Origin of the sequence: Saezia sanguinis (assembly GCF_003991585.1) — a bacterium.
Classification (GTDB): Bacteria; Pseudomonadota; Gammaproteobacteria; order Burkholderiales; family Burkholderiaceae_C; genus Saezia; species Saezia sanguinis.
The window spans coordinates 1-24,716 of the sequence record NZ_PQSP01000002.1; the positions used below are offsets into that span (position 1 = coordinate 1).

Here is a 24,716-nt window from a genome sequence, read left to right on the forward strand (position 1 = left end):
GTGTGAAAGTAGGACATCGTCAGACTATTTATGCTACGAAAAAGCCCTCTGCTAAACACAGGGGGCTTTTTTATTGGGAGCTAAAAGCATAACTAACTAAATGCGGATATTCACATTGGTGGGCCGAGTACCTTGATGCCTCTTGCTTTATGCCTTTTACTGCATAGGTGTTTCTGTTGAAGCCAGAACGGTAAAACGTTTTGTTTGAGGATCGTAAATTTCAATGGTCTGGGTATTTTGCCATTCGCCATTTTCCGGCGACCATATGACGCGAGTGACCATCAGGCGTCCATCCGGTAATGGGACGGCTTCGCTGACCCAGTTCCATGATGCATCGGCACGAGACCATTGGTTTTTTGCATGGTCGTATATTTCGACAAGGTCAACCTGACCATCATCGGTCCATCCTCCTGCGACCATAACCTGATTATCCGGCAATAAGACGGCGTAGTGCTCACAACGTGCCTCCTGCATTTCGGGGAGTTGTGTCCATGTTTGAGTGGCTGGGTCGTATAGCTCTGCCGTATTCAGGGCTTGTGTCGGACCATCTTCCCCGCCGACGATCAAAACTTTTCCATTGTCTAAAAGTGTTGCTGTGTGGCGAACTCTGGCGGTTTGCATAGCGGTCATTTGAGTCCATTGATCTGCATCCGGTGTGTAGAGTTCTACGGCGGATAATTCAGTGCCTGCACCAGCCGCAGAGATCCCGCCAGTGACGAGAACTGAGTTATCCTGCAGTGTGGTCGCAGCAGCAAGCATGCGTTTTTGTTGCATGGGATGGATATTCTGCCACTGGTTATTAGCCATCATAAAGATGGCTGCATCTGTCAGGCCTTCCCCTGTGTTTGACTCTCCACCCATGAACATGATGCGTCCATCATTCAAAATGGTGGTTGTTGAATATGAGTTGAATGGATCTGGCTGGTTTGCTGTGGTGTCGATGATATTGGACTGTGGGTCATAAATACCGGCACCAGAGACATGTACACGACCATCTGGCAACAGGGTTAGAAAATGTCTGGAGGATCTGGAATCGGTCCATACGGAGTTTGCAGGAGCCGTTTGTACCCATTGGTTTTTAACCGGATCATAGACTTTGGCTTGATCCGCTCCCACAGATGCACCTGTTACAAGAACACGCCCATCTGTCAGAACAAGTAATCTGGCATGTGCTGAAGATGATAGAAACCAGCTAACACTAAATGCAAAAGCCCCTTATGCAGGCAAAAATGAAATGACGAGTGGCATGTGCAAAGGAGTATGTTTTCATGGGATGCATTTAATATTGACGTTTATATTTACATGAAAAGTATAGCGGTCTTCTGAATTTGATCATTTGTTTCGGGCGCGGAAACAAATGCAAGGCAAGCTAGTCAGAAGGCCCTGTAGCGGACGACTGGATCGCCTGCCCGGCAATAAAGTAATGGCCCCCAGCTACATGGTGTATCGTTCGGAGTTCATCATGACCTTCGAAGTGCCAATGGCCTTGGCTGAAAACACGGGTATCAGCCCATGCTGCAGTGACTTCTCCTAAAAACAGATCGTAGGTTTGCTGAATATGTGGCTCAATGATGAGTTTGCATTCCAGCCATGCAACACAGTCTTCAAGCAATGGGGCTTGAGTTGTTGTGCCGGTAAATGTTTGAAGGTTTAATGTGGTGATTTTGTCTTTTTGCGTGTCACGCAATAATGCTGCGCCGGAAAGAGAACCGATTTGTTGAGCCAGATTAACCTGAGCTCGGGTTGGAACGCTGATGGCAAACGTGCCTGATGCTTCGAGCAACTGGCGTGTCCAGGTCTGTTTGTCAAGGACGACTGCGACTTTGGATGGTGCAAAATCCAGTGGCATGTTCCAGGCGGCTGTCATGATATTTTGCTGCCCGTTATGGGCGGCACTGACGCAAATTGTAGGCCCATGGTTTAAAAGCCGGTAGGCTTTTTCCAGCAGCACAGTTTCACGATAGTTCATGTTCATTTTGTAGTATAAAAAGTGTTGATTTCCGGCAGTTTACCGGGTTTGGCACTTTATAGAAAGAGAACAGAGGCGCACAGAAAAGGAATCGTGGGATAATAGCGGTCTGGTCGTTTTTTAGACAGTGCATTCAGAGCAAGCAAATGATGGAAAAGAAGGTCTTTTCAGCAACAGATGATTTGGTGTTGTCTTGGCGGCAGCTCTTGCTGCCTATTGGTGCAATGGCAGCGGTGATCATTCTGTCCAATGTGCTGGTACAGTTTGTGATTAATGACTGGCTGACCTGGGGCGCTTTTTCGTATCCGTTGGTTTTTCTGGTGACAGACCTGACGAACCGTGCCATTGGTTCGCGCAATGCGCGCCGTGTGGTGTTTGTCGGGTTTGCCGTGGCTGTCGTGGTTTCTTTGTATCTGGCGCCGTGGCGTATTGCTGTGGCATCTGGCGCAGCGTTTATTTTTTCGCAGTTGATGGATATTCTGGTGTTTAACCGCTGGCGGCAGGCCTCCTGGTGGAAGGCGCCGTTTTTTGGTTCCACCGTGGCAACCGTGGTAGATACGCTGGTGTTCTTCTCTATTGCTTTTGCTGGCACGCACATGAACTGGTTCATGCTGGCCGCCGGTGATATGAGCGTGAAATGGTTGATGGCAGTAATGTTGCTTGCACCCTATAAGGTGCTGCTGCCGTATTTATTCAGTTACTACAAAAGGGCATTCAACTGACCTGAGCGGCTGGCATTAAGGCCGGATGGTAAATCCGGCTGGTGCAACGTTGGGAGCAGGCTGGTTGCAGTGGTACATGTCCATGTAAATCATGACGACATGCTCACCACATTGCACATGGTAGCGGTCAATGATGTGATGGTCCGGGTCTCCGGGTTGTATCGGTTGGCCGCATTTGGCGGCATATTCTCTTTCCTGCGCGGGTGTCAGATTCTCGGGCCAAGGCGTACGCATGCCGACATTGCCGGTCCGGTAAAAGTACGGGCTTTGCCCGTCCAGGCAAATCAGCCGGGACAGATATTGGCGTTGCCCCACAGGCTTGCAGACTTCAATGGCGGTTTCTATGGTCATACCGTATTGCGGGTCTGGCGTTTCATGCGTTAGGGCGTTTGAGACGCATCCGGATGTGCTGATGATGGCTGACAAAAGCAGCAGCAAAGAGAAATATGATGGTTTCATAGGGGGCAATATGCTTTGCTGGTAAAAGAGGAAGCCTGTTTTGCATCACGCTGAGCGCAATGCAAATCTGGCCCGCACAATAAGAGCAGTATATACGCTTGCCGGGGCTGCACCCACAAAATCAGAGTATGTGCTGGTAGATTGCCAGATCTGCAGCGCTGAAGCAGCAGAAAATGATTTCCTGAAGATAGCGGTTATGGGGCGCATCTTCAGCCAGATAGGTTTTGACAGTGTTGATGGCAATTTCTGCCGCGGCTTTTGGGGGATAACGGTATGCGCCGGTGCTGATGCAGGGGAAAGCTATGCTTTGAACACGGTGTTCGCCAGCCAAGGTCAGGCTGTTCTGGTAACAGCTTGCAAGAGCCTGTGGTTCACCGTGCAGCCCATCCTGCCAGTAAGGGCCGACCGTATGAATAATGTATTTCGCAGCGAGTTTAAAACCTGGGGTTATGCGCGCCTGTCCTACCGGGCAGCGTCCAATGCGGCGGCATGCTTCCAGCAGGTCAGGCCCGGCGGCACGGTGTATTGCTCCATCGACACCGCCGCCACCCAGCAAAGAGGTGTTGGCGGCATTGACAATGGCATCAACCTGCAGGGTGGTGATGTTGGCCTGAACCGCGCGAAATTCTGGCATCGCCATTCATTCAGGCGGTACCGCCAACCGTCATGCCGTTGATTCGGATGGTGGGCTGGCCAACGCCAACGGGAACGCTCTGGCCTTCTTTACCGCAGGTGCCTACACCGGTGTCCAGTTCAAGGTCATTGCCGATCATGGTGACACGGGTCAGGGCGTCAGGGCCGTTACCAATGATGGTGGCGCCTTTGACCGGGTACTGGATCTTGCCGTCTTCAACCCAATAGGCTTCTGATGCCGAAAATACAAACTTGCCGCTGGTGATGTCGACCTGACCGCCGCCGAAGTTGGTGGCGTACAGCCCCCGTTTCAGCGAAGAGATGATTTCCTGCGGGTCTTTGTCGCCGCCGAGCATGAATGTATTGGTCATGCGCGGCATGGGCACGCTGGCATAGCTTTCGCGGCGGGCATTGCCGGTGGAGCTGGTTTTCATCAGGCGGGCGTTCAAGGCGTCGTGCAGATAGCCTTTGAGTATGCCGTCTTCAATGAGTACATTGCGCTGGGTAAGGTGGCCTTCGTCATCAATGTTCAGCGAGCCACGCCGGTCGGTGATGGTGCCGTCATCCAGAATGGTGACGCCAGGCGCTGCCACGCGCTCTCCAATACGGCCGCTGAAAGCGCTGGAGCCTTTGCGGTTAAAGTCGCCTTCCAGGCCATGGCCGATGGCTTCGTGAATCAATACGCCCGGCCAGCCGCTGCCCAACACAATATCCATCTGGCCTGCCGGAGCGGGGCGGCTTTCCAGGTTGAGCAGGGCAGAGTTAACAGCCGTGTCGGCATATTGCTGAATCTGCGCTTCTGACAGTGCAGTCAGGGCGAAACGGCCGCCGCCGCCACTGGAGCCGATTTCACGCCGGCCATTCTGTTCTGCAATGGCGGTGACGGATAAGCGGACCAGAGGCCGTACATCAGCGGCAATGGTGCCGTCAGCACGGGCAATCAGTACAACGTCGTATTCTGCGGCAAGGCCTGCCATGACCTGAACAATGCGCGGATCTTTGGCACGGGCCAGGCGCTCCACTTTTTCCAGCAAAGCTACTTTTTCGGCGTTGTCCAGGGAGGTGATCGGATTCAGGGCCGGGTACAGGTTGTGCGAACTGCTGCCGGCAGTGGCTGGCCTGGCAATTTGGATGCGTTTATTTTGCCCCGCCGCAGCAATGGCGCGCACCGTGCGTGCAGCATCAAACAAGGCGTTTTCTGAAATGTCGTCAGAATAGGCAAAAGCGGTTTTTTCACCCGTGATGGCACGTACGCCCACTCCGGTGTCAATGCTGAAGCTGCCGGATTTGACGATTCCTTCCTCCAATGACCAGCCTTGCAGGCAGGTGTACTGAAAATAAAGGTCGGCATCGTCTATACGGTGTTCACCGATCAGTTTCAGTGCCCGGGCCAGCGTGGTTTCATCCAGCCCGAAGGGGGTCAGCAAAAGTGATTGGGCAGTTTGCAGCCGTTCCAGTGCAGGTTCGTGTGAAATCATGAAATAAGTTCCGTGGTGAAGTCTGAATTATCGCGTAAAGGCGTTCCAGACGGGGAAACATCTTATAAAGATGGGGATGAAAATGCCGGATTTCCAGTGCAGGCGGCAAAATGCCGGGCTTTTTAATAAACATAGTCCCCAAAACGGAAGATTCGTCGGTGATGAACGAATGACCCTGATCGGCGTATCATAGCAGTCTGTTACAGGCGGTGAAGTGGTTTGCTGCAAAGGGGCCATGTTCATCTGAGTTGAATTGGAAGGAGTTTTGATGCGTGCTGATCACAAAACAATTGACACTCAGGCGTTACAGAATTTAGTCAACCGGAAATGGGATCAGGAAATTACGCCTGCATTGTCAGAATACATCAAAATCCCGGCGAAATCGCCTGCATTTGATGCGCAGTGGGCAGAGCATGGCTATATTGACCGGGTGGTGCACGATGCGGTGGCGTGGGTCAAGGCGCAGCAGATACAGGGATTGCAGATAGAGGTTGTGCGTTTGAGCAAGCCGGATGGTTCGCCCCGCACGCCGGTGATTTATTTTGAGGTGGCGGCATACCAGTCTGCCGCAACACAAACAATTCTGATGTATGGGCATCTGGACAAACAACCTGAATTTTCCGGCTGGAGTGCCGGGCTGGGCCCGTGGCTGCCCAAAATTGTGGATGACAAGCTGTATGGTCGCGGTGGCGCCGATGACGGGTATGCCATTTATGCCAGTGCCGCCATTGTGAAGGTTTTACAGCAACTGGGGGCATCACACCCGCGGGTGGTGGGGGTGATAGAAACCTGTGAGGAATCGGGCTCGACCGATTTGCCTGCTTATCTGGATGCTTTGAAGGAGCGCATGGGCGATGTGGGCATGGTGGTCTGCCTGGATTCGGGTGCGGGCAACTATGATCAGCTCTGGATGACCAATTCGCTGCGTGGCATGGCTGCCGGCGTACTGCGGGTGGAGGTGCTGACGCAGGGCATCCATTCGGGTGATGCGTCAGGCGTGGTACCGTCCAGCATGCGGGTCATGCGCCAGTTACTGGACCGGCTGGAGGATAGCCAGACCGGGCAGCTCAAACCGGCGGTATTTCAGTGCGAAATCCCCGCCAAGCGGATGCAGGAGGCACAGGCCGCCGCCCGGATTCTGGGCGATGGCATGCTCAAACGCTATCCTTGGGCGCAAGGGGCTGATGGCTCGCCGGTGCATCCGGTTACCACAGACCTGGTGCAGGCGCTGCTGAACCGCACATGGGGTGCGACTTTGTCGGTGACCGGTGCGGATGGTTTACCGGCACTGGGAAGTGCCGGCAATGTGCTCAGGCCGCATACGGCTTTGAAACTGAGCCTGCGGTTGCCGCCGGTGGTTAATGCACAGGATGCCGTGCGGCAGGTGAAAACGCTGCTGGAAGAAAATACGCCCTATAACGCCAAAGTGACTTTTGCGCCTGAACTGCCGGCCAATGGCTGGAACCTGCCGGATTATCAGCCCTGGCTAGATCAGGCGTTGCAGCAGGCTTCTCAAACCCACTATGGTGCGCCTTGTGCGTTCATTGGGCAGGGAGGGACGATTCCGCTGATCAACATGCTGCAGACGAATTTCCCAGCAGCGCAAATGCTGGTGTGTGGCGTACTGGGCCCCAATAGCAATGCGCATGGGCCGGATGAGTTTTTGCATTTGCCCTATGCACGCAAGCTGACGGCATCTGTGGCGCAGGTGATTGCAATGCATCCTTGACGCGGCCGGGTCAAAGCGCGGGCCATGTATATGAGTACCGTGCGCTTTGCGGTATGATTTTGTGGATAATCCAGTGTAAGCAATCAATGTGAAGAACGGTTCGGATAAAGGAGAAGGCAGAGATGAGATGGATTGAGCATTTACGCAAAGCAGCTATGGCGCTGACAGCGGTTGCGGCTGTGGGCATGGTGCCCATGGTACAGGCAGAGGTGAAGGTTGGGGTGGTGCTTTCCAGCACCGGGCCGGCGGCGGCATTGGGTATTTCAAGCCGCAATGCCATTCAGATGTGGCCCCAGACACTGGGCGGAGAGCCTGCGAAGTACATTATTCTGGATGATGCGACTGATCCTTCTGCCACCGTGCGCAGCTTCAGTAAATTCATCAATGAAGAAAAGGTGGATGTGATTGTAGGGCCCAATCTGACAGCAGGGGCGCTTGCTGCGCTGGACCTGATTGCACAAAGCAAAACGCCAACCATCACGCTGGTGGGCTCAGGGGTGGTGGTGGAGCCGCCTGATGATCCCAAGAAACGCTGGGTATTTAAGATGGCTGCCACCGATACGCTGATGGCCGATGTGCTGGCGCAGTACATGGCGCAGCATGGTGTAAAAACACTGGGATTCATCGGCTATGCGGACAGCTATGGCGAAAGCTGGCTGAACGCGTTTAAGCCGTTTGCTGAAAAGCACGGCATTCAGATTGTGGGGGTTGAGCGCTATAACCGCACCGACACCAGCGTAACCGGCCCGGTGCTCAAGCTGATTTCGCTTAAGCCCGATGCCGTTCTGATTGCGGGCTCAGGTACGCCCAGCGTATTGCCCCAGAAAACACTGATGCAGATGGGTTATAAAGGCACCATTTACCAGACACATGGTATTGCCACACCGGAGTTTCTGAAAATCGGCGGGCGTGATGTGGAAGGCACCATTTTCCCGACGCAGCCGGTGGTGGTGGCAGAAACACTGCCGCAGGACCATCCGGTGCGTGCGGCAGCAATAGAGTTTGTGAATGCCTACAATGCCAAATATGGTGCCAATTCGGTGACACAGTTTGCCGGTGATGCGGCCGGTGCCTATCCGGTACTCAATGCCGCAGTTGAGCGCGCTTTACAGCATGGAAAGCCGGGAACCGTGGAGTTCCGCACGGCTTTGCGCGATGAGCTGGAACGGACCACTGAAGTGATTATGCCCAATGGCATTGTCAATACCAGTGCCAAAGACCATGTGGGGCTGGATGGCCGCTCGGCGGTGATCGGCACCATTCGAAACAACCGCTTCGTTTATCTGGCGGACTGAACGCGCAGGTTTTGGCCGGTGCATCCGGTTCTTTGACAGCCACCCTGAGCGGTGGCTGTTTTTATGGGGAGAGGAATTCCGACAATAGGTCATGTGGCTGTCAGAAGGTGCTGATAAGGGGGTAAAATCAAACCTTTGCCCGATGGGCGCAGCATTCTTTACGGCATTGACGTAAGAATGCGGTGTGAGGAGAGGTGTGTCGTGCTGTCAACCAGTGTGGCGCAGTCAGATGAACATGAACCGATTGAATGGCGATCAGATTAAATTGAGCAACATCAACCCGTATCAGGTGGTTTATGATTGACCCGTTTATTGCAGGCGTGCTGAGCATTGACGGGCTGACCACAGGTGTCATTTATGCCTTGCTGGGGCTGGCGGTGGTGCTGGTGTTTTCTGTCACGCGTGTGCTGTTTGTTCCTCAGGGCGAGTTTGTTTCATATGGGGCGCTGACCATGGCGGCGTTGCAGTCGCAGATGTTTCCGGCAACGGTGTGGCTGCTGCTGGTATTGGGCGGGGTCTGTTTCATGGTTGAAGCCGCACGCATGCTGAGTGCCCGCACCCGCTTCCCGGCCAAACAATGGGCATATATGCTGGTGCGCGATATTGCGCTGCCTGTGGCTATTTTTTTGCTGGTGCGCACGTATGCGCTCAGAGAAACCGGGCTGCTGGTGCAAAGCCTGCTGACGCTGCTGATTGTGATTCCGCTGGGCCCGATGGTCTACCGCTTGGCGTTTGAACCGGTGGCACAGGCCAGTACGCTGACGCTGCTGATCATTTCCATTTCTGTGCATTTTGCGCTGATGGGGCTGGGGCTGGTGATGTTTGGCCCCGAAGGGGTGCAGACCGCGCCTTTCATTGATGGCGGCATGTTGCTGGGCACCATTTTTGTGAAGTGGCAGACCGTGGTGGTGATCATGACGGCCTTGGCACTGGTGCTGGTGTTGTATGTGTATTTTGAGCACAGTTTCATGGGCAAGGCGCTCAAGGCGATGTCGGTGAACCGCATGGGCGCGAGGCTGGTGGGGATTAATACCGCACGGGCCGGCCGCATGACATTTGTCATTGCCGCAGCGCTGGGGGCCGTCAGTGGCATGCTGATTGCGCCGCTGACCACGGTGTATTACGACTCCGGTTTTATCATGAGCCTCAAGGGGTTTGTCGGGGCCGTTTTTGGTGGCCTGGCGAGTTATCCGCTGACGGCGCTGGGTTCTATTTTTGTGGGCGTGCTCGAATCATGGGCATCCTTTCTGGCCAGCGCCTATAAGGAAGTGATTGTCTTTACGCTGATCATTCCGCTGCTGCTGTGGCTGTCCATTTCCAAGGGGCAGCACGATGAGGAGGAGGAAGAATCATGAAGCCTCATCATCTCAGTGCGGTTGGTCTGGTGTTGCTGGTGATTTGCCTGGCAGTGCCGCAGTTGCCGGTGCCGGAATATTGGATCACGCTGCTGAACTACACTGGCATTTATGCGCTGCCGGTGCTTGGTCTGGTGTTGCTGACCGGGTTTGCCCGCATCACCACGCTGGGGCAGGCGGCGTTTGTCGGCATTGGCAGTTACGCAACAGCGGTGCTGGCGGTCAAGTTCAATATCTCGCCCTGGTTCGGTTTGCTGGCAGGCATTGCACTGGCCGTGCTGATTGCATTTTTGATCGGGCTGGTGACAATGCGGCTTTCCGGCCATTTCCTGACGCTGGCAACCTTGGCGTGGGGGCTTGCGCTGTTTTATCTGTTTGGCAATATGGAGTTCCTGGGCAAATACGACGGCCTTTCCGGCTTGCCGGCACTTCATGTCTTCGGGTGGGAACTGGCCAGCCCGCGGCAGATGTATTACCTGATCTGGATCGTATTGATTTCATCGATGCTGGGGGTGCGCAATCTGCTGAATTCGCGCATTGGCCGTGCTATCCATACGCTCAAAGGCGGCAATGTGCTGGCAGAAGCCATGGGCATCAACAGCCAGTGGCTCAAGATGCTGGTGTTTATTCTGGCAGCGGTGCTGGCTGCCATATCCGGCTTTTTGTATGCCGGGCTGCAACGGGCGGTGAACCCGACATCGTTTGGCATCAACTACGGCATAGAATATTTGTTCATGGCAGTCATTGGTGGCATGGGGCAGGTCTGGGGCGCGTTGATTGGCGCGGCGGTCATCACGATTTTGAAAGATGTGCTGCAAAGCATGCTACCCAGGTTGATTGGAGAGCAGGCCAATTACGAAATGGTGGTGCTGGGCATTGTCATGGTGCTGATTCTGCACTACAGCCGCGATGGGGTCTGGGGGTATATTTCGCGCCTGCTGCCGCAGCGCGCGCAAACCCAGGCGCCTGACCCGCAAAGTGTAGAGCCATTACCGTCACGGCGGCGAACAGGCGACAGCAGTGGGCCGCTGCTGGAAGTGCGGCAGGCGCGTAAAACATTCGGTGAGCTGGTTGCGGTCAATGATGTCAGTTTTGATGTCGGGCCACGTGAAATCGTGGGGCTGATCGGCCCCAATGGTGCCGGCAAATCAACGCTGTTTAACCTGGTGTCTGGTGTATTGGCACTCAACAGCGGAGAAATCAGGTTCTGTGGCGAGCGTATTGATGGACGCTCTTCAAGACAGATTGTGTACCAGGGGGTTGGTCGCACATTTCAGCATGTCAAACTGTTGCCGCAGATGACGGTGCTGGAAAATGTGGCTGTTGGCGCGCATCTGCGCGGGCACAGTGGTCCGCTGCGTGCGGTTTTGCGTTTGGACCGTCCTGACGAAAAACGGCTTTTGGCCGAGGCCGCCAGGCAGATTGAGCGGGTCGGGCTGACAGGTGCCATGTATACCCAGGCGGGTAATCTGGCGCTGGGGCAACAGCGGGTGGTGGAGATTGCACGTGCGCTGGCAGGAGACCCGACACTGCTGCTGCTGGATGAGCCCGCTGCCGGACTGCGTTATATGGAGAAAAAGGCGCTGGCAGATCTGTTGCGCAAGCTGCGTGATGAGGGCATGAGTATTTTGCTGGTGGAGCATGACATGGATTTTGTGATGAACCTGACCGATCGCCTGGTGGTGATGGAATATGGTGCACGCATTGCCAGCGGCACACCGCAGCAGGTTCAACAGGACCCGGCCGTGTTGCAGGCCTATCTGGGAGGCATGGCGTGAGCGCAGCGGCGAACCATATTTTGTTGAAGGTTGAGCACATGCATGTGTTTTACGGCAAGATTGAAGCCGTGCATGATGTCAGCCTGGAGCTCAGGGCCGGACAGATTGCCACAGTGATCGGTCCCAACGGGGCGGGCAAGAGTTCTTTGCTCAATGCGTTGATGCATGCCCTGCCTGCAACCGGGTTGGCGCATGGACAGGTCATGTTTGATGGGCAGGATATCAGCCACTGGCCGATTGAATCCCGGGTTCAGAACGGGTTATCGCTGGTGCCGGAAAAAAGAGAGTTGTTTTCATCCATGTCGGTGGAAGATAACCTGAAGCTGGGTGCCTATGTGCGCAAACTGGCTGGTGAGCGGGGTTTTCTGGACCAGCTTGATGTGGTCTACGCGCTTTTCCCCCGGCTGAAAGAGCGTTTTCGGCAGGAGGCGGGTACGCTATCCGGCGGCGAGCGGCAGATGCTTGCTGTGGGCCGTGCGCTGATGGCAAAGCCCAAAGTGCTGATGCTCGATGAACCCAGCCTGGGTTTGGCGCCGCTGATTGTGCAGGATATTTTTGCAACCCTGAGCCATCTGCGCTCACTGGGCATGGCGCTGCTGCTGGTGGAACAAAATGCACGCATGGCCTTGCAGACAGCAGACTATGGTTATGTGCTGGAGACCGGGGAGCAGGTTTTGCAGGGGAAGGCATCAGAGCTGCTGCACAATCCCAAGGTGATGGAAACGTATCTGGGGCTGGGGCGCCAAAAGCAAAAATAAATAAAGCCGGAACGCTTTTCACAGCACCCCGGCTTTGTTCTGGAATGTAAAAGCAGGTTTAGAACGGGAATCCTCTGCCCATATTCAATGGTTTGCCGTTCACCGTCATATTGCCCATTTCATATGAAAAATTGGAAGTGATCCGGTCGCCTGTGCGGGTGATATAGCCGCGGGCAACGGTTTCGTCGAGGAAGTCCTCAATCTCATAATCTTCCATGAAAATATTCAACCAGCTGACAGGTATATCCATGCTGGCATGTGCCTGCAGTTTTTGCATAATCAGCAAATGCATGCGTGTCTGGCGCTCTTCAGCGGTGAATGGCTGAATACCAATGTCATAGCTCAGCTCGCCTTTATCGCCATTGAGCACCAGTGAAAATTTGCTGATATCAACCTTGGGGCCATGGCTGAGTATATCCAGCATGATGTTTTCCATGGCCTTGGAGTCCATACCGTAGAAATCATCTTTGAACTGATCCATCAGTTTGAGGTAATTGTCTACGTGCAGATTGCTGATCGTTCCGGCAACATCAAAGCTATCAACCTGTACGGGTTTTTCTGTCGGATTTTCAACATCCACAACGGCGTTGCCGGCAAAAGTAAACTGCGTTTGCAGCAGGCCTTTGTCATCAACTTTGGAGTCTTCTGTGTATTTGCCATTATTGAGCGTGAAGACGGTTTCTCCTTCATCGCGGAATTCTGCTTTTTCAACGCTGACTTCATTGTGCCCGTTAAACTGCCACTGATGGTCACGGATGGGTTTGCCGCTTTGCAGGATGCGCAGGTTGGTTACCCATAAACCGCTGCCTTCGTAATAGGGATCAGTGCTGTAAACCGAAAGCGAAGGCATGGTAATGTCCATGTCAGCCAACTGCCCCTGATTGTATGTACGGAATGTTCCTGTATAAGACGGCACATTAAAGGCGATATCGTCTGCTTCGCCTTCCAGTGCCCGTGCACTTTGTATGGAACCGGTGATATCACCATTGAGCGCGATGGTGCCTTTGCCTTGCTCGATGGGCTGATCGCCCAGCAGATCCAGCAACTCAAACGTCGTGTTTTCCGTGGCGCGCGTGGTCCATTCAATTTGGGCAACGTCGAAACGCCCGTTTTCCAGAGCCGGGTTATGGTGGATTGTCAGATCGGTTTCAAAGGTCATGTTGACCTTATCGTCTGTCCACATGTCCACTCCGAAATCGAAATAAGATTCGATGACAGCGGTAGACTGGTTCCCGGTATTCTGGAAAGTTTTCAGCGTAAAGCGTGAAGACGGAAAAGCAGTTTGCAACCCCTTCAGATAACTTTGCAACTGTTGTTCAGCCATGGTTCCATAAGCAGACTGTGCTGCTGGGGCTGCGGTTGCGGTTGTGCTGTCGCTGGTTTGGGCCATGGCGCAGGATATGCTGCCTGCCATGGTGGCAGCAATCAGGGACCGGGCAAAAAATTTGGTTTTCATAAAAGGTTTCCTGTCTCAGGTCTCATGGGAAGGAGCAACGAAGACGCAAAAACAAGCCGTCTTGCTGTTGATACCCGAAGTATTCTACCGTATCGCGTTCAAATAGCGCTAAAAACACGCATATCTTTGCAAACGCAGTGCCATTATAGGAATGCAGAAATGGCAGCAGGCTTATTTTTTTGCTGGTTTGGGTTGTGTGGGTGTGTGCGGTACATTTCCGGCACGGGGGTGGGCGGCATCATATACCTGCGCCAGGTGCTGAAAGTCCAGACGGGTATAGACCTGCGTTGTGCTGATGCTGGCGTGCCCCAACAGCTCCTGTACAGCACGCAGATCGCCGCTGGACTGCAGCAGATGGGTGGCAAAGCTGTGGCGCAGCATGTGCGGATGCACTTTGCCTGCAATGCCGGCATGGCGGGCTCTGCTTCTGAGGCGGTTGCGGATCTGAACGTCTGTCAACCGGGTGCCATTGCGTCCCAGAAATAAGGGGGCCGGGTCTTCACGCACAAATTCCGACCGGACACGCAACCAGTTTTGAATGGCATGGATTGCGGTGCTTCCAATGGGAACAATACGCCGTTTGTTGCCTTTACCGAGAACATGTGCTTCTCCGGCCTGTAAATCAAGCCAGCCGGCAGCATGGTCAGATGGCACAACATCCAGGCCGACCAGTTCTTTGATACGTAAACCGCAGGAGTAAAGAAGCTCAATAATGGCATGGTCTCGTGTTTCAAGCCGCATGTCCTGATGATCAGAAGTGCTGGGAGGCTCCTTGTAATCGGCCAGTTGCATGGCCTGGTCCACAGATAGTGCTTTGGGTAATGGCTTGCCGGCTTTGGGTGCACGGATGCCGTCAATCGGATTGATGGATATAAGCTGTTGCTGGCCCAGCCAGCGAAACCAGCCACGCCATGCAGACAGCAAGTGCGCAATGCTGCGCGGGGCTAAGCCGCGCGCATGCAGTTTGGCCAGCCAGGAGCGCAGGTGAAACGGCTGGACCTGGTCATATTGGGTCGACAGGTCGAGCCCGTGCTCTTGGGCCAGCAACGCCAGTTGGGCCAGGTCATGGCGGTAACGTTCTAAAGAGCGTGCGGCCAGCCGGCGCTCATAACGCAGGTGTTCCAGATAGGGCATGAACGCTGCCGGTTCTTGAGAACTGGCAGGTGGCAAAGGCGTGTTCATGGCACCGGCTCGGGTTGCGGTTAAATGTCGCCGGAAGCCGGGGCTTCTTTAAGGCAGCGGGCCAGTGCTGAGCTGGCAATGGTGCCCATGCTTTTGAGCACGTCAACGCCCATGTCTGGTGAGAAGCGCTGCGCATCTGGCGAGCCTAACACCATCAGCCCGAATGTTTTGTGCGGAGACTGGATGTACAAAGGCAGTAACGCAACCGAGCGGATGGCGGCGGCATCGTCCAGCCAGTTAACGGCTTCCAGATCGGGGTTGTGCCCGCAATAGGGGGTACCGCCCATGCTGTTGACAAAAGACTGCACATTGGAAGATACCGGCTGCGCGTAGACACTGGATGCATACGCGCTGTCCATATCCCACAGGCGCAAAGCAATCTGGGGGACATTAAAGTGGTTTTGCAGGCCGGTAACCAGCTTGTGCGGGATACGTGTGGCAGTGCGCTCCTGCAACAGCGTCAGTATCCAGTCCAGCAGTTTCTGGTGTGTCTGGTCATTCTCGCTGGCTGCACGGATCATGTTGGCCATGCGCAGTTCCAGCCCCTTGATTTTGTCGCGCAGCAGTTCCATCTGGCGTTCTTGCAATGACACTGCACGCTGGCCGTGCGGGCTGGTTAACTGGATGGAGGCCAGTATATCGGCATTGCGTTCGAAAAAATCGGGCGTACTGAGCAGGTAAGCTGCAATGTCATCTTCTGTTATGGTATTCATAGTTCTATCACTCCCTCAAAAACGGTCTGGGCAGGCCCACTCATCCAAACAGGTTCCTGCAGCCCACGGCTAAAAGCCCAGCGGATTTGCAGGTGCCCGCCGCGGGCATCAACATCAACCTGCTCATCCAGCCAGCCTAGTCGGATGCCGCACACAACAGCAGCGCAAATACCGGTGCCGCAAGCCAGCGTTTCGCCAGCGCCGCGTTCATAAACGCGGACTTTGATATGCTGGCGGGATACCACCTGCATAAACCCCACATTAGTCCGCTGCGGAAAGCAAGGGTGGTTCTCAAGCAGGGGACCTGTTTCTGTGACCGGTGCCGTATCGACATTATCAACCCTTTGTACCACATGCGGATTGCCCATGGAAACTACCGCGCATGAAATGCTTGCCGGCAATGCCGCCGCATTCAGGGGCAAAGGCCAGAGCTGCCATGCACCGTGAGCAACGGGCTGCAAATTGCCTGGTACAAATGGGATTCGCTCCAACTCAAAAACAGGTGCCCCCATATTGACGGTGATATGCCCTGCATCATCCATCTGCAAAACAATATCGCCTGCAAGCGTGCGAACTTTGACCGTGTTTTTTGTGGTCAGTTTTTTTTCATGGATAAAACGCATGAAACAGCGGGCGCCATTGCCGCATTGTTCCACCTCGCTGCCGTCAGCATTGATGATGCGGTAACTGAAATCAATGCCTGGCGCAGGGGATGGGCCGACAATCAGAATCTGATCAGCGCCAATGCCGAAATGCCTGTCTGCCAGTTGCCGATACGCCGCAGAATGCAGTTCAATGGGCATGGCGGTGGCATCCAGAACAATGAAGTCATTGCCCGCGCCGTGCATTTTGGTAAAACTCAGTTTCATAGACTGTTATTATGAACGATGGTGCAATGAAAACAAGGGGGTAAGGGGATTTTCACGGCAGCTTTCGACATGAGCACATATACCAGCTACATATGCCGGTTGATATGCGTATGCATGAGGTCAGGCCGCCGGGGTTTTGTTCTCATATAAAGAGGGTTCTCCAGGCGGTCTGGTTTTAAAGCGGCGGTGCACCCACAGGTATTGAGACGGGTTCAGATGTATTTGCTGCTCAATAAACTGGTTGATCCGAAGTGTGTCGGTGTATGCATCGGCGGTGGGCACGCCCTCCAACGGGGCATGGTAGTGCACTTTATAACCTTTTCCTCCGGGGAGCATTTCTGCAATGATGGGTACGATTTTCATGTTCAGCGTCTGAGCAATTCGCGATGGCGCTGTCAGCGTGGCGGCCGGAATGCCAAAGAATGGCACAAACTCGGCGTCCTGCATACCAAAGTCCTGGTCGGGCAGGTTAAAAAAAGCCATGCCTTCACGGCGGATGGCACGCATGACCGGTATCAGCCCCTGCTGGCGTGTGAAAATAACGGCTTTGCCTAAACGCAAGCGTGCTTTGCGCACTGCTTTATCCATAATCGGATTGGACTGCGCCTGATAGATGGATGCCGCATGGCGCTCCTGATTCAGTTGGGTGGTGACCGCAGCAATGTCCAGTCCAACAAAATGGGGCACCAGCCACATCACGGGTTGATCAGGGTGTTCATCGGCATAGCGCGGGTTGCCTTCGACCTGAATCAGACGGCGTAAACGTGCCGGGCTGGCATAAAACAGAATGCCACGTTCCAAAGCGCTGCGGGCCAGCCATTCAAAATGCTGGCGAACGATTTTGTCCTGCTCAGCAAAAGACAACTCGGGAAAACACAATTCGATATTGCGCAATGCAATGCGTCTGCGTGAGCCGGCCAGACGATAAAGCAGCTTGCCCAAGCCTTGCCCGATAGGCGCAAGAATACACAAAGGCAGCCAGTGCAGCAGCCAAAGTAACCATAAAAGTAGCCGAGTACCTAAATACATGAAGCAAACAGATTAAGGCGGTGATTAAAATATGCGAATGCCGCCAAGTGTATAACCAGAAATCCGGGATGGGATTCGTTGCATGTATTATCGTGGATAAACGGACCTTTCCTAGCCAGGGCACAGCAAAAAGCCTATAATGTGGTTCTATATCGCCGAGTTAATGAGCAACTTGCGGGGCGATTGATAAATGCCGCTAAAGCGTTCGCCGCTCAGTAACTTCAGAATGGCGATACGTCTTGTGTAATGCCGAAGTTTGAATGGAGTGAAAAAGTGGCGAGTAATGATTATCTGTTTACTTCTGAATCAGTTTCAGAAGGGCATCCTGACAAATTGGCCGATCAGGTCTCTGATGCGATTCTGGATGCGGTGCTTGAGCAAGACCCCCTTTCCCGTGTGGCAGCCGAAACGCTGGCAAATACCGGCCTGATTGTTCTGGCTGGGGAGATCAGCACCAATGCGCATGTGGACTATATCCAGGTGGCGCGCGATACCATCAAACGCATTGGCTATGACAATGGCGATTATGGTATTGACTATAAATCATGTGCCGTGCTGGTTGCTTATGATAAACAAAGCAATGACATTGCCCAGGGGGTAGACCGGGCTTCTGATGATTATCTGGATATTGGTGCTGGCGACCAAGGGCTGATGTTTGGTTATGCCTGCGATGAAACGCCGGTGCTGATGCCGGCCCCGATTTATTATGCACACCGGCTGATGGAGCGGCAGGCGCAGTTGCGCCGGGATGGCCGTTTGCCGTGGCTGCGCCCGGACGCCAAAAGCCAGGTGACATTGCGTTATGTGGATGGCAAGCCGCACAGCGTGGATACGGTGGTGATTTCTACCCAGCATGCGCCTGATGTCACGCAGGAGACAATTCGCGAAGCTGTGGTGGAAGATATCATCCGGCCCGTTTTGCCTGAGGCATGGCTGAGCGGCACCCGCTTTCTGATCAACCCGACCGGGCGGTTTGTGGTTGGAGGGCCGCAAGGCGACTGCGGTCTGACGGGGCGCAAGATCATTGTGGATACCTATGGCGGGGCCTGCCCTCATGGTGGCGGTGCATTTTCCGGCAAAGACCCGACAAAAGTGGATCGCTCAGCGGCCTATGCAGCACGTTATGTGGCTAAAAACGTGGTGGCCGCAGGGCTGGCACGGCAGTGCCAGGTGCAGGTGGCATATGCGATTGGTGTGGCCAAACCGGTCAATATCACGGTGTATACGGAAGGTACAGGGGTTATTGCCGACGAGAAAATTGCAGATCTGGTCCTTGCGCATTTTGATTTGCGGCCCAAGGGCATCATCCAGATGTTGAATTTGCAACGCCCGATTTATGGCAAGACGGCGGCGTATGGCCATTTTGGCCGTGAGGAGCCGGAGTTTACCTGGGAAGCAATCGACAAAGCGGCTGTTTTGCGCGATGCGGCAGGGTTGAAGTAAACGTCAATGCGTTTTTAAAACGGCAAGACCGCAGCCTTATTTGGCTGCGGTTTTTGTTTGGCAATTTGCGTTATTGCAAGCGACAGGCTTTGCCAATGATACGGCTTTCCTGGTTGAATGACTGGCATTTTATGCATTAGGGCAGCAATTGTTCATGGGCATACAGGTCTGTAACTGTTTCCCGCTTTCTGATTAAATGAACAGATTTGCCGTCCACGAGTATTTCTGCTGCACGTGTGCGTGAGTTGTAGTTGGATGACATGGTCATGCCATAAGCGCCGGCGGACAATACGGCCAGAAAATCTCCAGCCTGCACGCGGAGTTGACGGTCATAGCCCAGCCAGTCGCTGGATTCACACACCGGGCCAACCACATCATATGGTGCCGCAGGGAGGTCGGTATGGCGTTTAAGCTCAACAATCTCATGATACGCTTCGTACATGGCCGGGCGGGCCAGATCGTTCATGGCCGCATCAACGATGCAGAAGTTTTTATGTGCCCCCGGTTTCAGGTACAAAACCTGTGTGATCAACGCGCCCGCATTGCCGACAATGGAGCGTCCGGGCTCAACCAGTAATTCCCGGCTTTGCAGGCCGTGCGCATGCAGCCGCTCAATCAGCGGTTGGTAAAGGTTGGTTGGCGTGGGCGGGGTTTCGTCATGGTATGTAATGCCAAGGCCGCCGCCCAGATCGATATGTTCCAAATGAATGCCATGGGATTCAATCTGCTGGATCAAGGCAAGCAGACGATTCACAGTGTCCAGATAGGGAGACGCCTCGGTGATCTGAGAACCGATATGACAGTCAATGCCAACAATGCGCAAATCCGGCAATGAGGCTGCATGCTGATAGGCCGCCAGCGCTTGTTTGTAAGCAATGCCGAATTTGTTATTTTCCAGCCCGGTGGAAATGTATGGGTGCGTTTTGGCATCCACATCCGGGTTGATGCGCAGGCTGACAGGCGCTTGGGTTCCGGCTTCTTTGGCAACGGAAGCCAGAACATCAAGCTCTTGCAGGCTTTCGACATTAAAGCATTTGATTCCGGCTTTCAATGCCTGGTGCATTTCTGCACGCGTTTTACCGACGCCGGAAAAGACGACGGTATTGGCTTTTGCCCCTGCGGTTAAAACACGCTGTAGTTCTCCACCAGAGACAATATCAAAACCGCAGCCGGCCTGTGCCAGCGTTTGCAAAATGGCCAGACTGGAATTGGCTTTAACGGCATAACAAACCAGATGAGACGGTGTATGTGCCAAAGCCTGTTGGTAACTGGAAACAGCGTGTAATAAGGCTGCTTTGGAGTACACATACAGCGGCGTTCCATACTGTGCGGCTAACGCAGCAATGTCTACCTGTTCAAGATAAAGTTGGTCTTGGTGGTAATGAAAGAATGGAAATCCGGGTAATGAGGCGTTCATGGCGTGTGAGAAAATAGTTTGCTGAATATGCGAAATGGCGAAAAATGTTATTTTGATGTCGAAGCGGTTGTTGCAGAATGGGATGTATTGGACAGAGCCGCGGTGCTTTCTGGCAAATAAAGATCACCCTTGAGTCCGCAGGCGCTTAACAGTGCCAGAAAAACCCCGCCGACAGCCAATTTAATGATTCGCTGCAAAATGGCAGTTTCAGGTATATTGTTCATAGTGCATTAATATTTTGATAAAAGAATGATTGTAATGACAGATAAAGATTTTCTGGATGCAGCGGAAAAAGTGCTTGACGCAATTGAGGCATGTTGCGATGACATCAATGAACATACTGAGGCTGATATTGATAATTTGCGCAATGGAAATGCCGTCACGCTGGCTTTTACCAATAAAAGTCAGATTGTGGTGAATTTGCAAAAGCCGATACACGAAATCTGGTTGGCATCACAGTCAGGAGGATATCACTTTACGCTGGGTGATGATGGCTTGTGGCATGATAGTCGTGAAGGACTGGAGTTGTTTTCGGCCTTGTCGTCTTTTGCATCGCAACAGTCCGGTGTTTCGGTACAGTTTCATCCGGTATAGCGATGGGCCGGGAAGTAAAAGCACCTGAAATAATTCAGGTGCTTTTTTCATGCGTTAGCGGAACATGTCCAGAATCGTATCTCTGTGCTCGTCATTGACGATGGGGATATCTTCTGGGTTGGGGGTTAACTCGTCCCCCAGTGATTTGATGCCGCCTGAATAGGCAAATTCATCATAAACCCACTGTCCATTGACATTGGTGACGCCGGGAACAGGCCGGAACGGTTTTTGCGGAACACCTTCCAGGGCATCTTTCATATAGGATACCCAGATCGGCAGGGCCAGAAAGCCGCCGTTTTCCCGCCGGCCCAAGTCTTTGGGCGTGTCGTAGCCGACCCAGACAGCGGCGGCAAGGGTGGGCGTGTAGCCCACAAACCAGGCATCACGTGAGTCATTGGTGGTGCCGGTCTTCCCATAGATGTCGCTGCGCCGCAATGCACGGTTGGCGGCTGCCCCCGAGCCGCGGGTAACAACACCATTGAGCAATGTGTTCATGACAAAAGCATTGCGTGCGGGAATCACTCGTCTTTGTTCTGAGAGGGCAGGTGGCGTGTAGTCCAGCAGGATGTTGCCTTTGGCATCGGTAACACGGGTTACCAGGTACGGATCAACCTGATAGCCGCCATTGGCAAAAATCGAGTAGGCACTGGCCATTTGCAAAGGCGTTACAGAGCCTGCACCCAGTACCATGGTCAAATAAGGGGGATGCTTGCTGGGCTCAAAACCAAAGTGTCCGATCCATTGCTGAGCGTATTGGGGAGAAATGGCGTCCAATACCAGAATGGCAGGGATGTTTCTGGAGCGTGCCAGGGCTTCCCACATGGGAACGCGGCCGGCAAAAGAGCTTCCATAATTCTTCGGGGTCCAGACGCCCCTGCCCCCAGGGTTGCGGACCATGATTGGCGCGTCGTTCAGTGTGGTGTTGGCGGTGACGCCCCGCTCAAGTGCAGCAGAATACACAAACGGTTTGAAGCTGGAGCCTGGCTGACGCCAGGCCTGTGTCACATGGTTATATTTTTTGCGGGCAAAGTCAAAGCCCCCGACCAGCGCCCGGATTGCGCCGGTTTGTGGATCCATGGCGACCAGTGCGCCTTCCACTTCCGGAATTTGGGTAATGTCCCAACTGCTTTCCCCGGTTTGTACAATGCGAATGATGGAGCCGGGCTTGATCTGTACCTCTGGTCGTGCATTGGCGGCCAGTCCGGATTTGACCGGCTCCAGGCCTGCGCCTGTAATTTCGATGACGTGCTGCCCGTCACGTGTCACAGTGACTTTTTTGGGGTCTGCTGAGAGCACAATGGCCGTCATCAGCTCCTCATTGTCAGGATGCTGCTCCAGCGTGGATGCAACAGTTTGGATCAGCGCCTGAGGATCTTGCGGTAAGTCGATATAGCCTTCGGGGCCCCGATAAAACTGGCGTCTTTCATAGGCCAGCAAGCCTTGTCGTACTGCGCGGTACGCTGACTTTTGATCGTTTCCTTGAATGGTGGTGTATACATTCAGGCCGTTGGTATAGGCGTCAGCCCCAAACTGATCCAGGATCATCTGCTGCACGGCATCGGCAGCAAATTCGGCATGCAGTGTCGGGGGGGCGGGTTTTCTTAAAACGATTGTTTCGGCGACCGCCTGGTCGTATTGTTCCTGGGTGATCCAACGGACTTCCAGCATGCGCCGCAGCACATGCATTTGTCGCTGACGCGCGGCATTAAAATCGCTGATAGGGTTGTTTCTGGAGGGAGACTGAGGTAATCCTGCCAGCATTGCCGCTTCTGCCAGTGTGATGTCCTGCAGTTTTTTGCCAAAATAAGTTTGCGCTGCGGCGGCAAAACCATAAGAGCGATGCCCCAGGAAAATCTGGTTCATATAAATTTCCAGGATCTGGTCTTTGGTCAGGTTGTTTTCAATCCGGAAAGAAAGCAGAATTTCGTAAAACTTGCGGATGTATTTACGCTCACTGGAAAGATAAAAATTGCGCGCAACCTGCATCGTAATGGTAGAGGCGCCCCCGGCATCCTTATTGAGCACCTGGCCCAAAACCGCGCGTGCCAGACCTTTGTAGTCAATACCGGGGTGGTTATAGAAATTAGCATCTTCTACGGCCAGCACGGCGTTGCGCATGACCAGCGGAATTTCGCTGATGGGCATAAATTCACGTCGTTCTTCGCTGTATTCGCCTATCAAAATACCATCTGCTGAATAAATTCGCAGAGGCAATTTCGGCTGATACTCTGCCAGCAGGTGAACGTCCGGCAGTTTGGGGTAAGCAATGGCATAAGCAATAGCGCCAACGGCTAACCCGCAGATAATTAGCGAAATAACGGCAATAACACCCCATTTGATCGCAGCCAGCCCCAAACGAAGCACAAACGGAGAGGCGGGTGCTTTTTTGGCGGGTTTTGCCTTAGGGGATGATTTTTGGGTGGTTGAGGTTTGATGTCCGCTCATAAGTTTCCTAGAGACCGGAATTATAGGAATTTATGACAAATTCTTGAATTCATATTAAAAAGTGTTATATCCAGACAACAGCAAAGCCGAGTAAGCTGACATTTTTCTTTGATTCCGCTCCCAGATGCTGCTACGATCATACAACATATTTGAAAAAGACAATTATTAGAGAGCAGGGGGGTCTGTGAGTTCACTGACTAGTTTATTCCATCGTGAAGAGTCGTCGCCCTTATTTGGCCTGGATATCAGTTCTTCCAGCGTCAAACTGGTTGAATTAACTCAAGGCAAAAGTGGTGATTATATCCTTGAACACTGCGGTCTTGAGTTGCTTGAGCCGGGGTGGATTGAGGGCGGCAATATTGAAAACTTCGATGCTGTTGTCGCGGCTGTGCAACGGGTTGTCCGTACCAGCGGCACCAAGGCAAGGCGCGTGGCATTGGCTTTGCCGCCACCGGCTGTCATCACCAAAAAGATCATGCTGGCAGCAGATCTGTCAGAGGCAGAAATGGAAGTACAGGTGGAGGCCGAGGCCAGCCAGTATATTCCGTTCCCGTTAGAAGAGGTGAGCCTGGACTTTTGCGTGCTTGGGCCGGCATCCGGGTCCGGGAAAGATGTGGAAGTCCTGCTGGCGGCATCCCGTAAGGAGAAAGTCCAGGACCGGCAGGCTGTGGCAGAAGAGGCCGGGCTGAAGCCAGCGATTATGGATGTGGATATTTTTGCCGCACAACTCGCTGCCTCTCGCGTCATTGACTCAATGCAACTGGGTAAAAATGGCATTGTTGCGTTGTTTGAAATTGGCGGATCAACGACCACTTTACAGGTGTTGCGCGGCGGCGAGTCGGTCTATGAGCGTGATTTGAGTTTTGGCGGGCAGCAATTGACGCAGGCCATGGCGCGCCAGTATGGGTTTACCCAGCAGGAGGCGGAAGCCAAAAAGCGTACGCATGAAGTGCCGGAGGATTTTGAAACCACCTTATTGCCAGAGTTTGTTGGGAATGCAGCATCTGAAATTTCCAGAGCCATGCAATTATTCCTTTCCAGCACCGTGTACGGAAAAGTAGATCGTATTCTGTTGGCTGGTGGTGTGGCTAATGTGGCGGGTTTGGATGCCCAGGTTGCCAAGCAGGCAGGGTGTCAGGCCATGGTGATTAATCCTTTTGAGGGTATGCAAATAGGTCGAGGCGTGCGGCAGCAGCGATTGGTGCATGAGGCCCCCTCTTATTTGACGGCTTGCGGTTTAGCCATGCGGAGGTTTCAACAATGATCCTCATTAACTTATTACCTCATCGCGAAGAGGCGCGTAAAAAACTGCGTGAAGGGTTTTACGCAAATGTTGGTATGGCGTTTGTCATTGGGCTGGTCATTGTGGCCGGGGCCTGGTTTGCGCTGGAT

22 protein-coding genes are annotated in these 24,716 nt (G+C 53.5%); 9 read left to right on the forward strand and 13 right to left on the reverse strand.

Features of this window, described 5'->3' with window-relative positions; all coding sequences use genetic code 11:
- Positions 1–156 precede the first annotated feature (156 nt).
- Positions 157–1,116, reverse strand: a complete 960-nt coding sequence (locus tag CUZ56_RS04150; protein ID WP_126978585.1) for a Kelch repeat-containing protein — start codon at positions 1,114–1,116, stop codon at positions 157–159.
- Between the two features lie 253 nt (positions 1,117–1,369).
- Complete coding sequence (locus CUZ56_RS04155; protein WP_126978587.1) at positions 1,370–1,975, reverse strand: flavin reductase family protein; 606 nt, start codon at positions 1,973–1,975, stop codon at positions 1,370–1,372.
- Positions 1,976–2,193: 218 nt separating this feature from the next.
- On the opposite strand from CUZ56_RS04155, the gene CUZ56_RS04160 reads away from it, so the two are divergent.
- Complete coding sequence (locus tag CUZ56_RS04160; protein WP_126979616.1) at positions 2,194–2,691, forward strand: VUT family protein; 498 nt, start codon at positions 2,194–2,196, stop codon at positions 2,689–2,691.
- A 15-nt stretch (positions 2,692–2,706) separates the two neighbouring features.
- On the opposite strand, the gene CUZ56_RS04165 is transcribed toward CUZ56_RS04160, so the two are convergent.
- The 3 genes from CUZ56_RS04165 to tldD form a co-directional block, all read right to left on the reverse strand.
- Positions 2,707–3,150 carry a hypothetical protein gene (locus CUZ56_RS04165; RefSeq protein ID WP_126978590.1) on the reverse strand — a complete coding sequence of 148 codons (444 nt, stop codon included), beginning with the start codon at positions 3,148–3,150 and terminating at the stop codon, positions 2,707–2,709.
- A 121-nt stretch (positions 3,151–3,271) separates the two neighbouring features.
- Positions 3,272–3,784: an O-acetyl-ADP-ribose deacetylase gene (locus tag CUZ56_RS04170; protein ID WP_239442037.1), complete on the reverse strand. Its 513-nt coding sequence runs from the start codon at positions 3,782–3,784 to the stop codon at positions 3,272–3,274.
- A 10-nt stretch (positions 3,785–3,794) separates the two neighbouring features.
- Entirely contained in the window at positions 3,795–5,261 is a 1,467-nt protein-coding gene (gene tldD / locus CUZ56_RS04175) for a metalloprotease TldD (protein ID WP_126978594.1), read from the reverse strand.
- Between the two features lie 268 nt (positions 5,262–5,529).
- Here tldD and CUZ56_RS04180 point away from each other — a divergent pair, with 268 nt between their 5' ends.
- The 5 genes from CUZ56_RS04180 to CUZ56_RS04200 all read left to right on the forward strand — a co-directional run bounded on the left by CUZ56_RS04180 (position 5,530) and on the right by CUZ56_RS04200 (position 12,176).
- The gene (locus CUZ56_RS04180) at positions 5,530–6,990 is read left to right on the forward strand and encodes a M20/M25/M40 family metallo-hydrolase (protein ID WP_126978597.1); all 1,461 of its coding nucleotides are present in this window, start codon (positions 5,530–5,532) and stop codon (positions 6,988–6,990) included.
- A gap of 122 nt (positions 6,991–7,112) precedes the next feature.
- Positions 7,113–8,285 (forward strand): ABC transporter substrate-binding protein, encoded by a 1,173-nt coding sequence (locus tag CUZ56_RS04185; protein ID WP_404948026.1) that lies wholly within the window; start codon positions 7,113–7,115, stop codon positions 8,283–8,285.
- Between the two features lie 299 nt (positions 8,286–8,584).
- Positions 8,585–9,640, forward strand: coding sequence for a branched-chain amino acid ABC transporter permease (locus tag CUZ56_RS04190; RefSeq protein ID WP_126979620.1), 1,056 nt, complete (start codon positions 8,585–8,587; stop codon positions 9,638–9,640).
- Positions 9,637–11,418: a branched-chain amino acid ABC transporter ATP-binding protein/permease gene (locus CUZ56_RS04195; protein ID WP_126978599.1), complete on the forward strand. Its 1,782-nt coding sequence runs from the start codon at positions 9,637–9,639 to the stop codon at positions 11,416–11,418. The genes CUZ56_RS04190 and CUZ56_RS04195 overlap by 4 nt, the downstream gene beginning before the upstream one ends.
- 38 nt (positions 11,419–11,456) lie before the next feature.
- Entirely contained in the window at positions 11,457–12,176 is a 720-nt protein-coding gene (locus tag CUZ56_RS04200; RefSeq protein ID WP_126979622.1) for an ABC transporter ATP-binding protein, read from the forward strand.
- A gap of 58 nt (positions 12,177–12,234) precedes the next feature.
- Here CUZ56_RS04200 and CUZ56_RS04205 read toward each other — a convergent pair whose 3' ends face one another.
- The 5 genes from CUZ56_RS04205 to CUZ56_RS04225 all read right to left on the reverse strand — a co-directional run bounded on the left by CUZ56_RS04205 (position 12,235) and on the right by CUZ56_RS04225 (position 17,425).
- A complete protein-coding gene (locus tag CUZ56_RS04205) occupies positions 12,235–13,632 on the reverse strand; it encodes a DUF945 family protein (RefSeq protein WP_126978601.1) in 1,398 nt (465 codons plus the stop codon).
- Positions 13,633–13,803: 171 nt separating this feature from the next.
- Positions 13,804–14,814 (reverse strand): tyrosine recombinase XerC, encoded by a 1,011-nt coding sequence (gene xerC, locus CUZ56_RS04210; protein ID WP_126978603.1) that lies wholly within the window; start codon positions 14,812–14,814, stop codon positions 13,804–13,806.
- Between the two features lie 20 nt (positions 14,815–14,834).
- Positions 14,835–15,527: a DUF484 family protein gene (locus CUZ56_RS04215; RefSeq protein ID WP_126978605.1), complete on the reverse strand. Its 693-nt coding sequence runs from the start codon at positions 15,525–15,527 to the stop codon at positions 14,835–14,837.
- Positions 15,524–16,396 carry a diaminopimelate epimerase gene (gene dapF, locus CUZ56_RS04220; protein WP_126978607.1) on the reverse strand — a complete coding sequence of 291 codons (873 nt, stop codon included), beginning with the start codon at positions 16,394–16,396 and terminating at the stop codon, positions 15,524–15,526. Before dapF ends, CUZ56_RS04215 begins: the two co-directional genes overlap by 4 nt.
- Before the next feature lie 120 nt (positions 16,397–16,516).
- Complete coding sequence (locus CUZ56_RS04225) at positions 16,517–17,425, reverse strand: LpxL/LpxP family acyltransferase (RefSeq protein WP_126978609.1); 909 nt, start codon at positions 17,423–17,425, stop codon at positions 16,517–16,519.
- A 246-nt stretch (positions 17,426–17,671) separates the two neighbouring features.
- Here CUZ56_RS04225 and metK point away from each other — a divergent pair, with 246 nt between their 5' ends.
- Positions 17,672–18,868 (forward strand): methionine adenosyltransferase, encoded by a 1,197-nt coding sequence (gene metK, locus CUZ56_RS04230; RefSeq protein ID WP_126978611.1) that lies wholly within the window; start codon positions 17,672–17,674, stop codon positions 18,866–18,868.
- A 136-nt stretch (positions 18,869–19,004) separates the two neighbouring features.
- On the opposite strand, the gene lysA is transcribed toward metK, so the two are convergent.
- Together lysA and lptM are read right to left on the reverse strand one after the other, a co-directional pair.
- Positions 19,005–20,285 (reverse strand): diaminopimelate decarboxylase, encoded by a 1,281-nt coding sequence (lysA, locus tag CUZ56_RS04235; RefSeq protein ID WP_126978613.1) that lies wholly within the window; start codon positions 20,283–20,285, stop codon positions 19,005–19,007.
- Between the two features lie 47 nt (positions 20,286–20,332).
- Positions 20,333–20,509, reverse strand: coding sequence for an LPS translocon maturation chaperone LptM (gene lptM, locus CUZ56_RS16335; protein ID WP_126978615.1), 177 nt, complete (start codon positions 20,507–20,509; stop codon positions 20,333–20,335).
- Positions 20,510–20,543: 34 nt separating this feature from the next.
- Between lptM and cyaY the strand changes: the two genes are divergently transcribed.
- The gene (gene cyaY, locus CUZ56_RS04245) at positions 20,544–20,879 is read left to right on the forward strand and encodes an iron donor protein CyaY (RefSeq protein ID WP_126978617.1); all 336 of its coding nucleotides are present in this window, start codon (positions 20,544–20,546) and stop codon (positions 20,877–20,879) included.
- A 54-nt stretch (positions 20,880–20,933) separates the two neighbouring features.
- On the opposite strand, the gene CUZ56_RS04250 is transcribed toward cyaY, so the two are convergent.
- Entirely contained in the window at positions 20,934–23,324 is a 2,391-nt protein-coding gene (locus CUZ56_RS04250) for a penicillin-binding protein 1A (protein WP_126978619.1), read from the reverse strand.
- 184 nt (positions 23,325–23,508) lie between these two features.
- Between CUZ56_RS04250 and CUZ56_RS04255 the strand changes: the two genes are divergently transcribed.
- Positions 23,509–24,588 carry a pilus assembly protein PilM gene (locus CUZ56_RS04255; protein ID WP_126978621.1) on the forward strand — a complete coding sequence of 360 codons (1,080 nt, stop codon included), beginning with the start codon at positions 23,509–23,511 and terminating at the stop codon, positions 24,586–24,588.
- Positions 24,589–24,716 lie beyond the last annotated feature (128 nt).